We start from the raw sequence: 19,367 nt of genomic DNA on the forward strand, positions 1-19,367 counted from the left end.
GAGCATGACATGAGCGTATTGAATTTTCCCCGTATCTACCTCAACGGCCATATGTTCTGGAACCCACCAACGGCCAACAACAACGACGTGTTTCCGCTGTATGACGCGGTCAACGCGGACATCAACTGGCCGTTCATGAGCCACTTCGATATCAACGCCACGAACGCCCCCACCCTACTGATGCCCTGGGCCATCAAGCCCCTGAAAAAGGAAGATCTGCCGATCTATGTGCTGCAGGTGCCGACCAATGCCAACCCGAAAACCTACCCGTACATGCCCGCCGAATGGGATCTGTTTGGCGACAATGCCTGCGGCACGGTGAGCTACAAAGGCACTCGTTCAACGATCATTGGTGGCGAGCTGCAGGCCAACACCTACATCACCGAGGATGCACTGATCGGCAGGGACTACCAACTGCTTGGCAATCCCTTTGGCAGCAACACCCCGACGGCAGCGCGCTTCGTGGACGTCAGCCCATGGCAGAACACCTTCACCGCATTGTATTTCGACAAGCTGATGCTGGGCGATGCCACCTGTGGCCTGACCCTCAATCGGCAGTATCGGATGATGGACCGGTTCCTGAATTTCAATTGGGGCGCCTTCGGTGGCCTGGTGTATGTCACCACCACCTGGCAATCGTGCTTTCCCCAGGAGAATCTGGAATGGGTCATCGGCGACTCGGCGCTGCTCAGTAACCTTCAGCAGCAGATGAAGCTGCAAGGAGCAAAGGGCCTGATGTTCAGGTTCTCCACCTACCTGACCTGCTACGACAGAAACGGTGTTTTCAACGACTTTCCATACGTCAACACCCGCTCCAACGCCCCCTCGGATACGGATCGCCTGCAAGCGATGTATCAGAAGGGCCTGGACAACGTTTCCGGTATTTTCTTCAACCCCGCCTACAGCCGCACCGCCGCTACACTGGGCCTCTGGTTCGCTGACGAATACCCGACCGCCCCCGCCGGCCTGCGCCTGGTGCCCGTCGCCCCCGTGCCGCTCATTCAAATGAACCCACCTCGTGATGTCGCACCGGCCAAACTGGGTGTAGTGTCGGCCCAAGTCACCGGGAACACCCTGTCGTTGGATCTGACCAATACCTTCCCGTTCTATCCGGTGGACCCCACCGCGCCTATCCTGACCGCAGAAAAATTCCAGGCTGGCGACTACCAATTGGGTGTACGCGAGGGTGATCAATTCACTCCGGTGGCCGACTTCGGCTACGAGCAGTACCGCCAGTCCGCCTTCGATGAACGCTCGGGCCTGCTGGACTTCGCACTCAACGACGACAAAGTGAAGGCCTTGCAGTCGGGTACATTGGAACTGCAACGCAAGAGCCCGGCTCCGGCCACACCGGTGACCGCCGCCGCCCAACAGACCTGGACCGCCGAGGTCATAGAAAGCGGCAGTTTCATCGACGTGGGCGACCACAAGACACTGACCATCATGGTGCAGAAAAATGGTCAGCCGGCGGCCAATACCACGCTGTGGGTGGCGGAATACGGCAACCCCTACATGGTGACCACCAGCGACTACTACTTGGCGTTCAGTAATGCGGCCAACTTCACGCTGTTCTACAACGATCCGACAGACCTCAACCTGAACCATGCCAATCTGCCGCAGTTCAAAGGTGCGCCCTCAGTATCGAACTACCTGGCCACTGGCAGCGGCCGCCGGCTTACCGCCCTGCAAAACGTGCATCGCCCGGCCAGCACCCCGGTCGGATACCAGGACTTCCTCAACGGCGAGAGCAAACCGATTGCGGTCAATTTGCGCCCTTGCCTGGCATTCGACGCTGGGGTCTACGTCACCGGGACACTGGACGACTACCACGCCACCCAGGTGGATTACGCCTATGTAACGACCACCACCGACGCCAATGGCATCGCCCAGGTGAGTTTCAGGGCCGTGGCCCCGGGCTTCCCGACCTTGCGTTTTTTCGTCAAGGAAGGCGACAGCGACCCGGTCATCCCCTTCAGTTTCCCGCTGCCCCAAGCCTACATCGACTTCCTCGCCCCGCTCCGCGTTCTGCCCTTGGACGTGCAGCTGCAACAGGACTTCATCAACTACTGGAACACCGTCTACAAGGATCAGAACGCCGCCACGCAGCTGTGGGAGGGCTTCCTCTACCCACGCATCCTGCAGACCTTCTATTACCTGTACCCCATCATGAACAAGTACATGCCGCTCAACTCCCAGGCCCGAGTGGAAGGCGCCATCGACCAACTGATCGTGCTGATCAGCAAGCCCTACCAGGAGGAAAGCACGCTCTCGATGCCCATCACCCGTGACATGTCCCAGAGCCGCCGTGCGGTATTGGAGCTGTGGGCCAACAAGCTGGTGAAGCGCAACTATCCGCCACAACAACTCAAGATGAGCGATTACGACAACCTCTGACCGTAATGCTGCTACCCAAGGAGGATGAACCACTGTGGGAGCGAGCTTGTGTGGGAGCTGAGCTTGCTCGCGATGAAGGCGCCTCGGTCTTTCGAATGACCGCGTTATCGTTCATCGCGAGCAAGCTTTGCTCCCACAGGCTCTCACCGGATCTCACCGGCCCCCACAGTGTCACTCGGTACTTTTCAAAGGAATGACCTATGAAAACCAGTATCTTGAACCGGCTGTTGCTGTTGATCCTGCTGTTGAGCCCACCTCTGTTCGCCCAGGACAGTGGTGCCGTGTACTTCACCATGGGCGTGCACAACACCGAGGGCTGCAACGAACAGAACGGCAACTGCATCGCCAAGCGCGCTCCGGGCGATCCTTCCGATCCGTTTTTCCCGGCGTTCTGGATCAGCGATTGGACCATGTACCGGGTGATGCACAACTATGAAAAAAATCCGCCGCCCTACAGCAATCCGCCCTCCACCCTGAACCCGGCAGACTACACCGTCTCCCGCGGGACCAGCTACTACGACACGGCCTATATTCCGGCCGATGGCGACGGTTTCGGTGCGATGATGGAGCACTATGAGAAGTACTGCCTGCCGATCTTCCCGATCAAGAACAACAACTACACCTGCTCCTTCGTGTCCCTGGGCAACAAGGCCTACTTCCTGACCTACCCGCAGGATCGCCCCAAGGACATGCCGGCCTGCTGCATGTTTTCGCCGATGAATCACCCGCCGCGACAAGACTTCATCCAGCACCTGCCCTACAGCGCCGAGCGCAGCAAAAACCTCGACGCCAGCGTGCAGGCCTACGCGCTGGACCTTCAATCGCCCCAGGGGCCGATCCTGTTCGGCTATGCCTTCTACAAAAAAATGACCGGGCAACCGCCCTATCGGCAGCCCCAATCGTTCTTTTTTTCCGGTGACACCAGCGTCGCCAATGCCCCCATCGTCAGCCAGAACTACACCCACTTTCGCATCGCCAAACCGGACCCGGCCCAGACCTGGGCGCAGGTGGCCGCGATGTGCCCGGCGAATCCGCCGCCCTGCCAACTGTTCGAGCCACCGGCCTCGCAAAGCAACGGCCAGAAGGCGCAGTGGAACAAGCTCATGCAGCGCAAACCCTGAGCAATGACGGAGAATCGCCATGAACACTTCACTGCGTTTCACCTTGGTCCTGCTGGGTTTGAGCAGCCTTCCGGCCCTGGCCTTGGAGCAATCCCAGGAACAAGCCATGCCACGGGCACAGGCCACAAACCTGAATTGCCAACCGCCCAGCACCGCACCGGCGGCCAACGCCAGCCAGGACCTGTTCGATCAATACAGCTGGCAGCTGTTCATCGCCGTGAACTGGCCCGCACAGGCCGGGCAGCGAGGTGATCCCGACTGCAGCAAACAACCGGGAGACCCTGGCTACACCGTCTGGCAGACCTACAAGACCGTGGAAGAAACCTTCCTGCCACAGGGGGTCGATCCAGGCCCCTGGAACACCCCGCAGCTTGCCAAGAGCCTGGGCATCATCAACATCGCCGCGCTGAAGAACAGCTCCCAGGTCAATGCCGTCGACCAGGCTGTCGGCGGCTGGCTGATCGACCAGGCCGGCAACCCGACCTACTACGACATCTCGGCCAACGAGACCTCCTACAACTACATCGTCGCCAACCAGTTCTATAACGCCGATGTGGTTTCCAAAGCCAACAACATCAACTTTCCCTATGGGGTCATCGAGGTCAAATCGAGTTGGCGCATCCTCACCCCCCACGACAATGCCAGCCGCTACCTGACCATGCTTGCGCGCGTCGCCACGTTCGACGACCAAGGCCAGCGCAGCGGTGTCACCGAGGCCTACCTGGGCCTGGTGGGGCTGCATGTCATCACCAAGGTCAACGGTTATCCGCAGTGGATCTGGTCGACCTTCGAGCAGATCGACAACGTTCCGCCCAAAGTATTGGTGAACGGTGTATGGGTCGACCAGCCGACCTCCGGCACGGCCTATTCCTACTTCAACTCCAGCGCCCCGCCAGCCACGCTCAACCAGTCGCCCTGCGACTGGCAGACCCAGGGCGCGCACCTGGTCTGCGTGCCCAAACCTGGCACCACCTTCCAGACCCCGAACCCGTTGAACCGCTTCACCCCGATCGCCGAGATCACCAACGAGGTCAACGCTCGTTACCGCAGCGACCCGGACCTGCAACGCAGCGTGCTGAAGTACTACCAACTCATCACCACCCAGCGCCCGCTGATGCCAGACAACCCCAGCAACCCACTGGGCCAGCCGACCCCCGCCCTTTCGGCCAACGTGACCATGGAAAGCTACATCCAGCCCAACAGCAGTTGCATGAACTGCCATTCCATGGCAACGCCGGTCAAGAGCCCCTACAAATCCGATTACTCCTACCTGTTCAAGTTCGCCAATGCGCCTGTCGGCAAAACCATCAAGGACGAGGAATAACTCATGAGCATCCTGAACGGACCACGGCTGAATTTCTGGGGCGGCATCCGCACAGACGTCAGCCTGCCGAACAACTCCCCGACCATTCCTTACGATGGCAACGATGACTGGCCGCTCTTCGACCTGACCACCTCGACCCTGGCGCCGGGCGCCGAACCCTACCCCGATGACCAGTTGAACAACATGATCAATGCCCCCGCCGGCAACTACTACACCGCCGGTGGCTGGAATCACTATGGGCAGCATGTCGTCGACATGCAGAACGCGCTGATCAGCTCCCAAGGCATCCCCGGTAGCATCAACACCACCGGCGACCTGGTGGGCCAGGCCGTCTACCTGCTTGGCTCGGTGGACCCGGTGACCGGCCAGGGCCCCGTTTCCGGCCCGATGATGGTGGACCTGGATCCCACCGCCTCGTCGAGCACCCAAATCTTCGTCGGCGGCCTGCAAATCGGTGGCAACGACAACATCCAATTGCTGATCCGCAGCGACACCGTGTGCAGCAGCTTCGACGTGGCGGGACGGGTGCTGTTGCCCAAGAAAATGGATGCGCCGGGTTCTTTCCACGCCAGCGGCACGTTCCAACTGACCTTCCCGTTGAGCAGTATTGTCAGTTGGAACCAGAACAGCAGCGGCCTGCGCTCGATCATCCAGGCACCGGGGGCGACGGGCATCGTCCTGCGTTTCGTCATGTTCGAAATGTGCCCCACGATGACCACCGAACAACTGGACGCCGACTATGCCGCCGGCCGATACACGCCCAACCCGAGCATCGGCAGGGTTATCGGCACACTGGCCCCGGCCTTCGCCAACGAGCCGCTGAACTGCCAGCCGGGCCGGCAACTGGTCAACCAGAGTACGGGCAATGCCGGCTATGCCGACCTGGACAACAGCGGTTACCTGAGCATCGACATGGTGAACGTCATTCCCAAGGAAACCTTCCGCGCCGTCCGGGACGACATCACCAGCCCGATCGGCCCCAACGCCAATTACGGGACCGTGACCATCAGCGCCGGCGCCACCACCCTGACGACCCTAGACCCGACCAGTAGCCCTCTAGTGGACTACTACGTGTATGGCGGCATCGTCGACCTGCCCCTGACCGCCGACCAGCTGCAGGCGGTGCAGACCTGCGCCCTGGCGATCAATGCACCGGGCAAGGTCGCCGGTACCACGTTGCAAGCCACCGAGTCGACTTATCGGCTCTATGCCGACCAGCGCAACGTCTACCTGGAGGACTACCCCAACGGCCTGTCGATCACCCTGCAGGTCCGGTACTTGGGCGGGGCGGTCCCCAGCACGACCGAAATCGCCCTTAAGGCACTGCCGGTCGCCGATCCCCCCGTGTACAAAGAACCGCAGTATTGGGACTTCCTTGACTTCCCCGACTCGCTGATCGTCAGCGCCGGTCAACTCGCGATCAGCTTTGCCGTCAACGTCAAATCGGGCACTGCTGCCCAGGCGGGTTTCGTCGCCCTGACCTGCACCGCCAATGGGCTTGAGAGCAGCGCCTACTTCACCAACTTTCGCAAATACGCCCAGACCGACTTCGGCATTCCCAAGGGCACCACCATCACCTGGCCGCTGATGTACCCCAACGTCTTGCGCTTTCACTACCTGGCGTTCCCCGCCATGTCGCGCTATATCCCGCTGAATCAGCCCGACGCCATCATGGGCGCCAAGAACCCCATCCTCGCCCGCACGTCGGATGCGTACAAAGGCACCACATTGTTCATGCCCGTAGTGCGCTCGATGTCGCCCTGCCAACGGGCGCTGCTGCGGGCCTATCTCACCGGTGAACCGTGGCAACCGCCGCAATGACCGCGTCCCCCCTTCTGTTCACGGATGTTGTTCACGGAGAGAGCCTATGCCCGTTCCCCTTCAGATCCCCGCACACCCCGGGGAAAACCTCTGCCCCAGCACCTTGGTTGCCGAGGATCTGCTGAACCCTCGCGGCCTGTGCCTGCAAGCCGATGGCAGCCTGCTGCTGACCGAAGCGGGCTCGGGGTTGCCCGACCAGCCATTCAGCGGCCGTATCAGTCGACTGCGACCGGATCCGCAACGGCCCGGCGCCTACCTGCCCCGCGAAACCCTGGCGCAAGGGTTTCGCGCCATGAACATGCAAGCGCGCATGCTGCGCGATGAAATCATGGGCGTGTCGGACATCGCCTGCGGTGAAGGACGCTGCCTGGCCAGCCAGACCGACTACGTCGCGGGCTCCAAACTGCTGGACCTGCAATTCACTCCGCCCGAACCGGTCTTTCATAGCCGTGGCAACCTGAATGCGCTGTGCTACCACCCGACCCGCCGCAGTTGGCTGGCCGTCAAGCCCGATACCAATCAGTTGGTAGAGTTCGTCACAGGCCAGCAAGAGCGCGTGCTGGCCCAACTGCCCGAACTGGATCAAGGCCAGGAAGCCGTTCCCGTGACCCTGGTGTACGAACCGGCGACAGACGCCGTGCTGATCAGCCTGTTCTCGGGCGAACTGCACGGCGACCCGAGCCACAAGGGCATCGACTTTGCCGAGAAAGCCGGCCAAGTGATCCGGGTCTGGCCCGCCAGCGCCAGGATCGACATTCTGATTCGCGGCCTGCAACTGCCCACCGGGCTGGCGCTGCGCCCCAACGGCAACCTACTGGTGCTGGAACTCTGTGAAGGCCTGCAACAACCCCTGCCCCCTGACTGGAACGGCGAACCCCTGCATGGCGGCTTTACTCGGTTCAGCGGGCGACTGCTGAGCTGCGACTTGCAAACAGCCCAGGTCACGGTGCTCGCCCGCGACCTGGATACCCCTTCCAACCTGTGCCTGTTACCCGACGCGGTACTGGTCAGCGAAGGCATGGGACTGGTCGGACGGCCACTGCCTATGCCAGATGCAAGCGTGGTGCCGTTAAGCGGCAAACTTCGTCGGGTGCAACTCTGAACGAACACTCAAGGCCGTGCGGCTCGGCTGATAGGCGCAGCTTCACCGTGCTGGGCAAGGAACGCCGGGGCGTCCTCGACCACGTCATTGAGGATGTCGGTGACCACATCGCCCATGCCGACCGCATTGACACGCAGTGAACCAGGCCCTGTGGCGCGGGGATTTATCCCCTCGCCACAGGTCAAGCGTCTCGAGGTGAGACCTTCGCCAGCCCGGACGTCTAGAGCGTAAGAAACAGCGCGGACGTCCAGACCCGTGATTGATCCCGCTGGCGAGCGCAGATGAACAACGGGTGCTCACGACCTGGCTCAAGCCCCAGGCGGGCCAGTTCGATTTTGCCCTGCAACTCACGGGGCAACGGGGCAGCGGTCATCCGTTCCAGGGACATCTTCAACTCCGCGCCCGGCAACGCTTCAACCACTTGCGATTGCGCCAGCAGCTCATCACCGGACAGCTGCATCGACGCCGTTGGCGCGTGTACATAAGGTTGCGGTTCGGACGGGTCGCCGACCTTGACGTAGTTGTCGATCCGGCTGTCGATCTGCAGCGTGGCGCCGGCCAATTGCGACAGGTCGATTTCGATGCTGTCGGTATCGCCGTTGGTGTCGGTGCGAAACGCCAGGACCGTTGCGTCCTTGCGCCATACGGTCTGTTCGGGATGGTCGAGGCCCAGGGCGCGAAAACCATTGATGACCGCGCCGGTGATGCGGATCTCGCCGGTCCAGTAGGCGCCGCGGTAACGGTCCTTGATCCGGGCGCCACCCACGCGCAGGCGAATGCGTTGTGTGCAGAAACCCAGCTCCTGGTGCAGGTTGCGCGACCAGATCAGTTGTTCGCCATCGAACAGATCGACCTGCTCCCAGCCTGCCTCCCCCAGCAGTCGATATTCCAGCGTGGCATTGGCGTCGGCGGTGAAGACTTCACCCATCAAGTGCTTGCCTTGGCGCAGGCTGGCGAACGAGCGCTCCCCGGTCGTGGCGAAGGTGCGACGGGCACGCAGGGCCTTGCCAACGCTGGCCCGGTCGAAAGCCTCGGCGACAACGCCGGTCAGCCCGCCACGGGAGCCGAATACCGCCGTGGCCGGAACGCCGCCACCGCAGCGCCCCTGGTGCTCATCGCTGTTCGCGGCGGCGCCGACCCGATAGCCTCGCTGCAACGCTTCGGCATAAACCCAATGGAACTGGCCCCAGGCCGATCCGACCTCGATCAATCGTTCGAGCTCCGGGTGATGCCAGTCGAGGTTGCAACGGCGTCCGCCGACGTGGGGCATCATCAGATGCCCTTCGGGGTCCTTGGCATAGGCGGCATACAACTCGTCCACCGGCCAGGCGCCCGGCTTGATGGTGCCGGCAGTGAACTCGTTCCATTCGAAGGAACGCACCAATCGCCCTTGATTGTCGAAAGGGAATTCGGGCTTGCGGTCATGCAGGAAGACGACGTTGCGGTCGCCGCCCGCACAGGAGTTACCGCACCATTCGGTTCCGGGATAACACACGAAACGGCCTGGCTCGTTGAGTTCGTGGATCAACTTGACCGCCTGGTCCCAGCGCTGCTCGGTGATATTGAAATCGTTGGCGGTGTAGCCGAGCACATCGAGTCCGGCGACATCGCGGCCGTAACTGAGGTTGTACAAGGTGTCGTTGGTGCCCACCGTGTCATCGGAGTGCACATGCAGGTCGGCATAGAGCGGGCGCAACCCAGTACCGGCCGGATCGACGGTGACGAAGGCCTGGGCAGCGTCAACAAAGGGCGCCTGCACCTTGGCGGACAAACGCCACTCGCCCACCGCCCCGAGGCCAGGCCCCTCGATCCGAGCCGTCGCCCAACCTTCGGACGCCAACGCGAACGGCTGTAGACGCTCGCCGCCTTCCGGGTCAACCAAGGTCAAGACACCATTAAGCGGCAAGTTCCGGCAGGTATTGCCCCAAGCATCGTCCACCCGCAACAGGATATCGAACGCCTCGCCGGCACTGACCAGTCGCGGCACGATCAACTGCACGCGCTGCGCCGGCCCGGGCACGATGTCCAACAAGGGATCGCCCGGCACCTCGGCAAATTTCGAGCTGCCCAACGGGTCGATGAACAGGCGGAAACGGAAGTCCTTCTCGACGAAACTCTGCACCCGCGTCCCCGCCCCACCCTGGCGTCGGTCGCCCAGGCGAATGATGACTTTATCACCAGGGTTCAGGTAACCGTCGATGATGTCGATGATGATCGCCTTCTGGAACGGCCGTTCATGGCCCTTCTGGTCGAAGCGCACTTTCAAGTGCTGCACCGTCGCCTGGCTCTGGCCGGGAACCAACTCACCGGCCTGGTATTGGGCGCTGACATAGTTGGGACCCGCCGGGTTCGAGGTCTGGAACAAGGCCCAATCGGAATAGAACTTGAAGGCCAGCTTGAGCCAGGCACCATCGGCCAGGCCGCTGCCACCGACCTCGTAGACCAGGGTGATTTCATCCCACTGCCCGGCGACCAACGTGTCACGGTCACAGCGGACACTGCCCAGGAACGGACGTTTCTTGTTGCGCTCGTACAGGCCTTGCGGGGCGATGTAGTGCCCGGCTTCGCGGGGATCGAAAACATTACTCACATGACACCTCGTGCAGTGGTCCACTGAAGGTTTGAAGGGGCAGCGAAGACAACGACGGTGCTTATTGCACGCGCCATTTCTGGTAGTGGCGCTCGATACGCCGAAACACAAAGCTTTCCATGAGCCAGGCAATCAGGCCGATCACGACAATGCCCAGCAGCACCTGGCTGCTGTTGCCTATCTGCCCGCCCGTGGCGACCATCCAGCCGATGCCCTGGGAGGCGCCGATCATTTCCGCCGCGACCAGCGCCCGCCAGCCCTGGCTGAAGCCGATGCGCAAGGCGGCGGTCACGAACGGCAACGAGGCCGGCAGGTAGACATGGGCCAACAGTTGCCAGGTGTTGGCGCCCAAGGTGCGCGCCGCGCGGACTTCACCACCGCGGATACTTTGCACGCCCTCCTGGATCGTCACCGCCATGGGGAACATCGCGGCAATGAAAATCACCAGCACGATGGAGACATAGCCCAGGCCGAAAATGATCATGATCAGCGGCGCCCAGGCAATCGGTGGGATGGCCATGAACAGGCTGTTGAGTGGCGATATAAAGTCGCGAAAGCGCGAGGACAGGCCAGCGGCAGTGCCCAACGCAATCGCAACGATCACCGCCGCGCAAAAGCCACCCACCTCTTCAAGCACGCTGGCCCGAAGGTGTTGCCACAGCGAACGGTCGCCCAGCCAGCGCACCGCCTCACGGGCGACGTCCCAGGGCTGCGGCAGGATGTAGGTGGGAAAGCGGCTCGCCAGGGCGATCCAGATCAACAACAGGAATGGCAGCGACGCCCACCCCCAATTCGGTTTTGGCAAGGACATGACGGACTCAGTGGGCGGCTTTTTCCAGGTAGGAGGTATCCACGATCTGATCAGTCTTGAGCGTGGTCTCGATAAAGCCCAGGTCGTGGGAGTAATCCATCAAGCGTTGGATGAACTGGATGTCCGACGCCTGCAAATCCGCCGACCAGCCCAGCCGGGTACGGGCCTGGGCGACGATGGCGTCTGGGGCGATAGTCTTGCCGTCGGTGCCTTGCACCGCTTCAAGCTTGAATGCCTCGGCGATAAGCCGGTTCGACTCGGCGGGATGCTCATTGAGGAAGGCGATGGCCTTGCGATGGGCGCGGAGCAGCTTCACCACGTCATCCGGGCGCTCCTGCAAGGTTTTCGGCAAGGCGATCACCACGTACCACGGGTATTGGGGCAGCGCCTGGTTCACGTCCAGCAGGATCCGGCTCGAACCGCGCAACACTGACTGGCTGACGAAGGGCTCCCAGGAAAATGCCGCGTCGACAATGCCCCGTTCCAGGGCGGCGTTCATGTTGCCTGGCGGCATGTCGATGATATCCAGGTCCTTGTCAGGATCGAGACCGGCCTTTTCCTTCAGGACATAACCGCGCAACAGCACATCCATGCCACTGCCCTTCTTGACCCCAGCGAGTTTTTTCCCCTTGAGCGCGTCGAGGTGGGTGATCGGGCTCTTCGCGTCGACAATCACCGCGGCCTGACCGTAATTGACCTTCGCCAGGATCCGGCTTTGCAGCCCGCGGGAAAACCACTGGTACACCGGTGGGGTGCCGACGTAGGCAACATCCAGTTCACCGGCAGCCAGAGCCTGCTGGATCACCGGGCCATCGCCCAACGCCTTGAGGTCGACATTCAAGCCTTCCTCACGGTAGTAACCCTGTTTATCGGCGATCAGCGCCGGGGCGTTGGCCATGGCAAAGACATAGCCCACACGCAAGGGTTTCTCCTCGCCAGCCACGGCACAGGCGCTGCCTGCCAACGTGGCAACAGACAAGGTAAGGGCAAGCAGCGAACGTTTGATCATGCTGTCAGCTCAAGTCGAGGGGTGGGATAAACAATGGCCTGGGACGCGCCCATCACCTGGGCAATGCGCGTCATCAGTTCATTGCGGTAATCCAGGAAAGCCGGCAGGCGGCGGGTTTGCAGGTTGCTGCGGGGGCGCGGCAGGTGAATCTCCAGCTCGCTATGAATACCGCCCGGCGCGATGTTGAGCACGACGACCCGATCGGCCAGGAACACCGCTTCGTCGATATCGTGGGTGATGAACAACACCGTCTGGCCGAGTTCGGCCCAGAGGCGCAACGTCTCTTCGTTCATGCTGTTGCGACTGATGGCATCGAGCGCGGCGAACGGCTCGTCCATCAGTAGCACGCTGGGTTCGAGGGCCAGGGTCCTGGCCAAAGAGACACGCTGTTGCATGCCACCGGAAAGCTGGTGCGGCAGCCGATGCGCCGCATTCTCCAGGCCGACCATACGCAGGTACTGCAACGCCTGTGCGCGCTGCTGCGATGCGTCGGTCTGGGCGCTCATGCGCAAACCGAAACGGACGTTTTCCAAAGCACTCAACCAGGGAAACAATTGCGGCGCCTGGAACACATAACCCAACTCCGAACGCTCCGGGCGTACCGCTGTCTGGTTGATCGTGATGCGCCCGCTTTGCGGTTGTACGAACCCCGACAACAAGTTCAGCAACGTGGTTTTGCCACAACCGGATGGCCCCAGGATCGCGACGAACTCGCCGGGCCTGGCGTTCAGGCTGAAAGAGGAAAACACCCGGTGCCCATTGGGGTAACTGAAGTTGATGTCATCGACCGTCAGGGCATCGGCTTGCGGCGGTGCGTAAGGAAAGGTTTTGAGCATGGCAAGTGTCGTCAGGTCGTTTACAATAGGAATGCCTGACATAATACGTATTAATACAAGTAGTCCCAATAACCTATTTTTATAACCTTAGAAGTGAAGGCACCCGCCCCACTCAAGGCCATGGAAGCTGACAGTGTCCACCTCCATTCTTCGCGACAGCACCACTTCGCTCTACGAACAGATCGCCCACCAATTGCTGGAGGAAATCCAACGCGGCGACTACGAACCCAGCGGCAAGCTACCGTCCGAGGCGCAGTTGGGCGAACGGTTCGGCGTGAGCCGCGTCACGGTTCGCCTGGCAGTGGGCAAGCTCAGCGACGACGGCGTGGTGGAGCGCAAGCAAGGCAAAGGCACTTTCGTGGCGGCCAAACAAGTGCGCCACGGCCTGGATGCGTTGCGCAGCTTTCATGAGGCGTTGTTGCTGCAAGGGTTGCAACCGAGCATGCAGGTGGTCAGCCATGCTCTGCAGCCCGTTCCAGAGCCCCTGCGTAGTTTGTTCGAGGGAGCAGACGACTGCCTGCTCCTGGAGCGGTTGCACTTCGTCGATGACGAACCCATCGCGTTGGGGCGCAGCCACTTACCGGCAGAACTGGCCAGAGTGGCCTGGGCTGAAGTCGAACATCAGCCGATCTATTCCATTCTCGAGTCGATCACCGGCCTGGCGGTCACCCGTGCCGACCTGGCCATCCGTGCGCAGGAAGCCGACAAAAGCCTGGCCAGCGCGTTGCAGGTCAAACGCGGCGCCGCGCTGCTGGTCATGGAGCGCACGTCCTATTTTGCCGACGGCCGCTGCTGCGACCGCACAACGTTTTTCATCCGCCCGGAACGCTATGCCTTCATTCTCAGTGGGGTTTTCAAATCCACGACGGCCAATTGATCTCGACGGATTACGAGTCAAATTGATGAGGCGGCTGGAGCCGGCCTGACAAAGCACTGCTCCAGGACCCGTTGTCCCCATTGCTGCCCTTCCTGCTCCCGTTCCAACTTGAAACCGAAATCCTCGTACAGCTTGCGGGCAGCATCGAGCCCCTGGAACGTCCAAAGGCTCGTTGAGCTAAAACCCCATTCGTCACAGAACTTCATCGCTTCAGCCAACAAGCGTCTACCGGCGCCCTTGCCTCGTGCCGAATCATCCAGAATGAAGCAACGCAGCACCGCACTGCCGCACTCTCCTTCGCCGTCGATGGCAATTGAACCAACCACTCGTTCGCCATCCAGTGCCACCCAGACCTCGTTGCGTGGGTTGTGCAAACGCCCCATCAGTTCCGCCATGTCCGTTGCCACCAGGCTTTCGAACGACTGGCCGAAGTTTGAATGCCTGGCGTAATAGTCCGCATGCATTTGCACAATACGGCCAATGACGCCAGGCCGGTAACCTCGGGCAATCTGCAACTGCGCCGGCGCAGGTGGCTCTGCACCGAGCCGATGAGCCTGCAACGCGACGGCATAGCTGACAATCCCCTCACTCACGATCTGACATTGCCCGCTGGATAAGTGAGACATGGCCGCGACAACCTGTTGCGTGGCGAAAGCATCGATGGCTCGAAGGGTGTTTTGCCCCTGCGCGGTGAGCCGCAGTCGCTTGGCTCGCGCATCCTGTTCATGGGCAATTTCTTCAATTTCGCCGGCCTCGACGAGCTTGCGAACCATCCGGCTTACGCTGGATTTATCCAGGCCAAGTAGCTCGACAAGCTCGCCCGCCGTCAGCGATTGGCGATTGCCGAGTTCGACTATGGTGTGCACCGACGACGGCGGATAACCCGTCGCAGCCAGCGTGGTGTGCATGAACCCCAGCTCCCGCACCATGAGACGCGACGCCGAACGGATTTTTTCAATCAGATCTGGTGGCCACTGGTTCACGGGGACCTCGGACGCAATGAGCAATTAGTTGCACCGCACAACTAAATACCCATCAATGCGTTCAGTCAAGCTTTGCGGCCCAAATCCCAAGATAACGTCAAGACCATCCAGGTCTGTGGAATTGCCGCTCTCTCTACAGGTTGCTGGCCTATCAGCGATAAGACCAAGCGCTTATAGAGGCTCTGCGGTCTGGATGAGCGAGTTCAACACCAGCTTGATTTCAACAGCCGGGTCTTTATGCCCTTGCAATATCAGGCCTTCCGCCAGGGCGGTGAAGGTCTTGGCAAGCGCGGCGTAGGCCAGCGGCGGCTTCTTGCCAGCGTGATTGAATATGATGGTAATCAACTTGCCCAAGGCCTCGCTGTTTTCCTCATGCAAGTCGTAGTAATGCGGCGAGAATTCTTCATCGCGCAAGGCGATCAATTGCAACTCGGCATCGAGGATCGCACAGCGGGTATTGTTCTTCAGCGTGTCGATATAGGCATTCAAGCCGTGGCTCAACTGCTCCGCCGAATATCCCGAGGCCAGGGTCGTACTCAATCGGTCGATCTCAACTCGCTTGAAGCGTTGAGTCAATTGCAGCAGCAAGTCCGATTTACTTGAAAAATTTGAAAAAAAGGCGCCTTTGGAAAAGCCCGCCTCTTCGGCGATAACGTTGACGCTGGCGGCATGAAAGCCTTTTCGGATCATCAGCTCAGTGGCTGTGTCGAACAATTTGTCTCTTGTTACTTGCTGGCTTTCTTCTCGACCTAGTCTCTTTTTGATCACGCCCTCGGCTCCTTTGGCCAAACAAGATAGCTATGTGTAACTGGATGCAACAAAGCGACTACTCACTGTACGTAACCCGTTTTCGCCATCATATCTTATACGCGCCTTGTTCAATCATTTACATTTTAACTTTCAAAAAGCGCCATGTATGTGCCATGTAGTTGGAACAGCCGCAAAGGCACGCTAGATGGGCTACCCGCCACAATTTTTGCTGGGATACGGGTGAGTCAAAATTTTCGTTTCGCCACCCTTGATGACTCCCTACCGTCCTTTTGAGCGGCTCAAACTGGATATTTTCCTGGCTTCCACCCTGCGCAGGAACGTGAAAAATCGCGCAGAAAGCCCGATTCAGAGCCATCCGATCGACAATCCGACGAAATACCACTTGATTTTCAGATACCGAATGGTTTTTACTTGCGCCGTTGGTGGAGCCCAACGCCTGATCAGCGCATCGAGTCAGCGACACTGTTCTCGATGCAATGCCAGGTCACCTCACAGGAGCGGGATTTTAATGGAATATGCCTTCGTTACAGGCGCTACTGGCCTGCTCGGGAATAATGTCGTTCGTGCGCTGTTAAAGCGGAACATCAAAGTAAAAGCGCTGGTTCGTTCCGTAGAGAAAGCCAGGAAACAGTTCGGCAGCCTGCCCGTAGAGTTGGTCGAAGGCGACATGCTTAATGTCGAGGCCTTCGCCCATGCCCTGCAAGGATGTGACGCCCTGTTTCATACGGCAGCCTATTTCCGCGACAGTTACAAAGGCGGGAAACATTGGCAAAAACTGTATGACACCAATGTGACCGGCACCGAGCGCTTGTTGCAAGCCGCTTATGACGCCGGAATCCGTCGTGCCGTCCATACCTCCTCCATTGCCGTGTTGAAGGGCAATCGGGACCAAGTGATCGATGAAACCATGTCTCGCAGCGAATTGGAGGCAGACGATTACTACTTGAGCAAGATATTGTCCGAACAGAAGGTCCAGCAATTCCTGACCCAGCACCCGGACATGTTTATCACCATGGTCCTGCCAGGTTGGATGTTCGGCCCCGGTGATATCGGCCCTACATCGTCAGGACAGTTCCTGCTCGATTTTGTCGGACAAAAATTGCCCGGTGTACTCCCCGGAAGCTTTTCCGTTGTCGATGCCCGGGATGTAGCCGAGCATCAAATCGCCGCCATCACCCGCGGCAGGTCCGGGGAGCGTTACCTGGCCGCCGGCAATCACATGGACATGAAGAGCATTTTCCAAGCGCTGTCCAGCGTCAGCGGGATAAAAGCCCCAGAGCGAAAAGTGCCCCTGTTCATGCTGCGAATCATCGCGCTTATTTATGAAGGTTATTACCGGATCACAAAAAAACCGGTGCTCATCAGTACGTCCACGGTCAAGCTCATGGAGCAAGAACAAGGCCGTACTCATTTCAGCCACAACAAAAGCTCAAGGGAGTTGGAGTGCAAGTTCCGCCCTGTCGCTGAAACCCTGACCGATACCCTGGACTGGTATCGGAATAACAACTACACAGATGCTTAATTGAAACAATTCATATATAGCCTACCTCTGTAGTACTTTTTTTGACTGGCCAAATATCCAAGGATTGAGAGAGGTTGGTAAATGAAAAACCTTTCATATAAAGAAGGTTTCCTGCATCGCTTTGTCGGTTTTTCAGAATCGTTCCCCGAGCAAGTTGCTATTCGGCATCTGGACACGGAAGAAGATACCGTTACTTACCGCGAGTTGCGAATCAAAGCTGAACAATGCAATGGCGCCCTGACAGCGCTCGGTGTATTGCCTGGCGACAAAGTAGCGCTGGTGTTGCCCAATGGCGTGGCGTTCATCGCTTACTACCTGGCGATCATCGGGCGGGGAGCTATCCCGGTCATCCTCAACTACAAGTTGACCTCCTTCGAAATGGCCAATGTCGTCAGCCTCGCCAGGCCGACGCTCGTGGTCACGACCGAAACGCTATGGGTGCAACACAGTGAGGTATTCCAGGCTGACAACGGTGTCAGGCACTCCCTGGTGCTGGACGGTGGGAGCGAGCCGGCTTCGCCCCTGCCCGCAAACGCAACGGCCCTCTCTCAATTGCCTTGCCAGATCGAACCCTTGTTGTTACCCGAGGGCAATCCGATCGTCTCGGTACAATTCACCTATCGTGGCATCGGCAGGCCGCTGGCGGTTTCTCACCGTTATCTGGACCTGACGCAATCGAGCGATGGGCTGCATGAGCACTTTCATCTGCAAGGCGTCGGCTCCGTTCATCTGGTGACGCTGCCGCTGTATGCCATCTTCGGCCTGTCCGTGATGATGGTGTTTCCCTTGAGCATTGGCGCCACGCTGCTCATGACCAATACCCTGCTCAATCGAGACCTCGCTGAAGTCCTGTCCGAGCATCAGGTCACTTTTGCCTGCCTGGTGCCTGACGTCATTCGCTACTTCAATACGCGCCTGGCCAAGCGCAAAGGCGCGCTGTTGCCGTTGCACCCGCAGTTGATGATTTACTCGGGCGGCAGCCACCTGCCGGCCGATGAAGCCGAGAAGCTGGGGAAGTTGCTGGGGTGCAATCCGGTGCTGCAGGGCTATGGATTGACCGAAAGCATGCCCGTGATCGTCCAGAGCTCGATTGGTCCGGTCCACCGTGGCGCCATGGGCCAGCCGATCAGCGGTGTGCAGCTGCGAATCGTCGATGCCCAGGGCCAGGACGTAGCGCCTGGGCGTATCGGCGAACTGCTGATACGTGGCTCGATGGTGATCGACGGCTATAACGATGCCGAGGACACCAATGCGCGGTTCTTCCGCGATGGCTGGTTCCACAGCGGTGACCTGGTCTGGCAGGACGACGATGGGCATGTGTTTTTCTATTGCCAACGCCTGCGAATCTCGAAGATCAAGGCGCAGATGGTCGACCTGGTGGAAATCGAATCCGTCGCCCTCAAGCACCCTCACGTGGTGCGCGCCAAGGCTTACATCGTCCCGGACCACAAGGAAGTCAACGTGCTGCACCTGTGTGTCGAAGGGACCGGTGAGCTGACCCAGAACGCGCTGTCCACCCAGCTTTCGCGCTACCTATCGGGCTTCAAGCTGCCCAAGACCATCGAGATTACTTCTCTCAAGGAAGAGGCACATGCACGCTAACAGCACACAACCGGTACTGGCCGTTTTCGACTTCGACGGCACGTTGACCGACCGGCACACGTTCTGGCGCTACATGCGCTTTATCGTGGGCACCCGTTCGTTCTGGCTCCGGATCATTCCCCTGCTGCCCAAGATGCTCAGCGTGATCGTCGGCATCACCCCGCTGATGCAAGCACGCCTGGCCTTTATTGCCTGCTACCTGGGCGGCCTGTCGGTGGAGCAAGAGCGCGAGCATGCCAAGTATTTCATCAGCGAGCTGCTGCCGCTGTGGCTCAGGCCCGAGGCGTTGCGGCGGCTGCAATGGCATCAATCCATGGGACACGTCACCGCGCTGGTGAGCAATTCGCCGGAAAACTACCTGATCCCCTGGGGCCAGGCCGCGGGTTTTGATTATGTGTGCGGCACCCGCCTGGCAACGGCGAAGAACAAGCTGACCGGCGGGATATCCGGTACCAACTGTGTAGAGAGAGAGAAAGTCACGCGGCTCAAAGGCTGCTTGAGCAATCTTGATGATTTTTACATTTATGCCTACGGCGATTCATCTGGCGACGACGCCCTGCTCGGCATTGCCAACTCGCCCTTCTACAGAAACTGGTACTGATCG

The 19,367-nt window shown here is 59.7% G+C and carries 15 protein-coding genes and 1 pseudogene; 9 read left to right on the forward strand and 7 right to left on the reverse strand.

What is annotated here, in order from left to right; translation table 11 throughout:
• Positions 1-9: 9 nt before the first annotated feature.
• The 5 genes from KI237_RS16870 (at position 10) to KI237_RS16890 (ending at position 7,762) form a co-directional block, all read left to right on the forward strand.
• Complete coding sequence (locus tag KI237_RS16870; protein WP_212796222.1) at positions 10-2,394, forward strand: hypothetical protein; 2,385 nt, start codon at positions 10-12, stop codon at positions 2,392-2,394.
• Between the two features lie 200 nt (positions 2,395-2,594).
• Positions 2,595-3,515, forward strand: a complete 921-nt coding sequence (locus tag KI237_RS16875) for a hypothetical protein (protein WP_212796223.1) — start codon at positions 2,595-2,597, stop codon at positions 3,513-3,515.
• A 19-nt stretch (positions 3,516-3,534) separates the two neighbouring features.
• A complete protein-coding gene (locus KI237_RS16880; RefSeq protein WP_212796224.1) occupies positions 3,535-4,839 on the forward strand; it encodes a hypothetical protein in 1,305 nt (434 codons plus the stop codon).
• Between the two features lie 3 nt (positions 4,840-4,842).
• Positions 4,843-6,660, forward strand: a complete 1,818-nt coding sequence (locus KI237_RS16885) for a hypothetical protein (protein WP_212796225.1) — start codon at positions 4,843-4,845, stop codon at positions 6,658-6,660.
• Positions 6,661-6,706: 46 nt separating this feature from the next.
• Positions 6,707-7,762: a hypothetical protein gene (locus KI237_RS16890; RefSeq protein WP_212796226.1), complete on the forward strand. Its 1,056-nt coding sequence runs from the start codon at positions 6,707-6,709 to the stop codon at positions 7,760-7,762.
• Between the two features lie 11 nt (positions 7,763-7,773).
• On the opposite strand, the pseudogene KI237_RS16895 reads toward KI237_RS16890, so the two are convergent.
• From KI237_RS16895 to KI237_RS16915, 5 genes and pseudogenes are all read right to left on the reverse strand, one after another.
• Positions 7,774-7,899, reverse strand: a pseudogene (locus tag KI237_RS16895) (short-chain dehydrogenase); the annotation flags it as partial.
• Positions 7,900-7,982: 83 nt separating this feature from the next.
• A complete protein-coding gene (locus tag KI237_RS16900) occupies positions 7,983-10,352 on the reverse strand; it encodes a CehA/McbA family metallohydrolase domain-containing protein (RefSeq protein ID WP_212796227.1) in 2,370 nt (789 codons plus the stop codon).
• Positions 10,353-10,413: 61 nt separating this feature from the next.
• Positions 10,414-11,163 (reverse strand): ABC transporter permease, encoded by a 750-nt coding sequence (locus tag KI237_RS16905; RefSeq protein WP_212796228.1) that lies wholly within the window; start codon positions 11,161-11,163, stop codon positions 10,414-10,416.
• Positions 11,164-11,170: 7 nt separating this feature from the next.
• The gene (locus KI237_RS16910; RefSeq protein ID WP_212796229.1) at positions 11,171-12,172 is read right to left on the reverse strand and encodes an ABC transporter substrate-binding protein; all 1,002 of its coding nucleotides are present in this window, start codon (positions 12,170-12,172) and stop codon (positions 11,171-11,173) included.
• Positions 12,169-13,008, reverse strand: coding sequence for an ABC transporter ATP-binding protein (locus KI237_RS16915; protein ID WP_212796230.1), 840 nt, complete (start codon positions 13,006-13,008; stop codon positions 12,169-12,171). Before KI237_RS16915 ends, KI237_RS16910 begins: the two co-directional genes overlap by 4 nt.
• A gap of 133 nt (positions 13,009-13,141) precedes the next feature.
• Here KI237_RS16915 and KI237_RS16920 point away from each other — a divergent pair, with 133 nt between their 5' ends.
• Positions 13,142-13,885, forward strand: coding sequence for a GntR family transcriptional regulator (locus KI237_RS16920; protein ID WP_212796231.1), 744 nt, complete (start codon positions 13,142-13,144; stop codon positions 13,883-13,885).
• Between the two features lie 17 nt (positions 13,886-13,902).
• Here KI237_RS16920 and KI237_RS16925 read toward each other — a convergent pair whose 3' ends face one another.
• A complete protein-coding gene (locus KI237_RS16925) occupies positions 13,903-14,814 on the reverse strand; it encodes a bifunctional helix-turn-helix transcriptional regulator/GNAT family N-acetyltransferase (RefSeq protein WP_212800634.1) in 912 nt (303 codons plus the stop codon).
• Between the two features lie 225 nt (positions 14,815-15,039).
• Positions 15,040-15,636, reverse strand: a complete 597-nt coding sequence (locus tag KI237_RS16930) for a TetR/AcrR family transcriptional regulator (RefSeq protein WP_212796232.1) — start codon at positions 15,634-15,636, stop codon at positions 15,040-15,042.
• A 511-nt stretch (positions 15,637-16,147) separates the two neighbouring features.
• Between KI237_RS16930 and KI237_RS16935 the strand changes: the two genes are divergently transcribed.
• From KI237_RS16935 to KI237_RS16945, 3 genes are all read left to right on the forward strand, one after another.
• On the forward strand, positions 16,148-17,161 hold the full coding sequence (locus KI237_RS16935) for an SDR family oxidoreductase (protein ID WP_212796233.1): 1,014 nt from the start codon (positions 16,148-16,150) through the stop codon (positions 17,159-17,161).
• A gap of 81 nt (positions 17,162-17,242) precedes the next feature.
• Complete coding sequence (locus tag KI237_RS16940; protein ID WP_212796234.1) at positions 17,243-18,763, forward strand: class I adenylate-forming enzyme family protein; 1,521 nt, start codon at positions 17,243-17,245, stop codon at positions 18,761-18,763.
• A complete protein-coding gene (locus KI237_RS16945) occupies positions 18,753-19,364 on the forward strand; it encodes an HAD-IB family hydrolase (protein WP_003201018.1) in 612 nt (203 codons plus the stop codon). Before KI237_RS16940 ends, KI237_RS16945 begins: the two co-directional genes overlap by 11 nt.
• Positions 19,365-19,367: the final 3 nt, after the last annotated feature.

It is taken from the genome of Pseudomonas sp. St316 (assembly GCF_018325905.1).
In the GTDB taxonomy this organism is placed as follows: Bacteria; Pseudomonadota; Gammaproteobacteria; order Pseudomonadales; family Pseudomonadaceae; genus Aquipseudomonas.

What these genes read in the sequence shown, in the direction of transcription:
- KI237_RS16945 (WP_003201018.1), top strand. Translation starts at nt 18,753, where the DNA reads ATGCACGCTAACAGCACACAACCGGTACTGGCCGTTTTCGACTTCGAC.
- KI237_RS16880 (WP_212796224.1), top strand. Translation starts at nt 3,535, where the DNA reads ATGAACACTTCACTGCGTTTCACCTTGGTCCTGCTGGGTTTGAGCAGC.
- KI237_RS16870 (WP_212796222.1), top strand. Translation starts at nt 10, where the DNA reads ATGAGCGTATTGAATTTTCCCCGTATCTACCTCAACGGCCATATGTTC.
- KI237_RS16935 (WP_212796233.1), top strand. Translation starts at nt 16,148, where the DNA reads ATGGAATATGCCTTCGTTACAGGCGCTACTGGCCTGCTCGGGAATAAT.
- KI237_RS16905 (WP_212796228.1), bottom strand. Translation starts at nt 11,163, where the DNA reads ATGTCCTTGCCAAAACCGAATTGGGGGTGGGCGTCGCTGCCATTCCTG.
- KI237_RS16940 (WP_212796234.1), top strand. Translation starts at nt 17,243, where the DNA reads ATGAAAAACCTTTCATATAAAGAAGGTTTCCTGCATCGCTTTGTCGGT.
- KI237_RS16915 (WP_212796230.1), bottom strand. Translation starts at nt 13,008, where the DNA reads ATGCTCAAAACCTTTCCTTACGCACCGCCGCAAGCCGATGCCCTGACG.
- KI237_RS16875 (WP_212796223.1), top strand. Translation starts at nt 2,595, where the DNA reads ATGAAAACCAGTATCTTGAACCGGCTGTTGCTGTTGATCCTGCTGTTG.
- KI237_RS16910 (WP_212796229.1), bottom strand. Translation starts at nt 12,172, where the DNA reads ATGATCAAACGTTCGCTGCTTGCCCTTACCTTGTCTGTTGCCACGTTG.
- KI237_RS16890 (WP_212796226.1), top strand. Translation starts at nt 6,707, where the DNA reads ATGCCCGTTCCCCTTCAGATCCCCGCACACCCCGGGGAAAACCTCTGC.
- KI237_RS16925 (WP_212800634.1), bottom strand. Translation starts at nt 14,814, where the DNA reads ATGGTGCGGGAGCTGGGGTTCATGCACACCACGCTGGCTGCGACGGGT.
- KI237_RS16885 (WP_212796225.1), top strand. Translation starts at nt 4,843, where the DNA reads ATGAGCATCCTGAACGGACCACGGCTGAATTTCTGGGGCGGCATCCGC.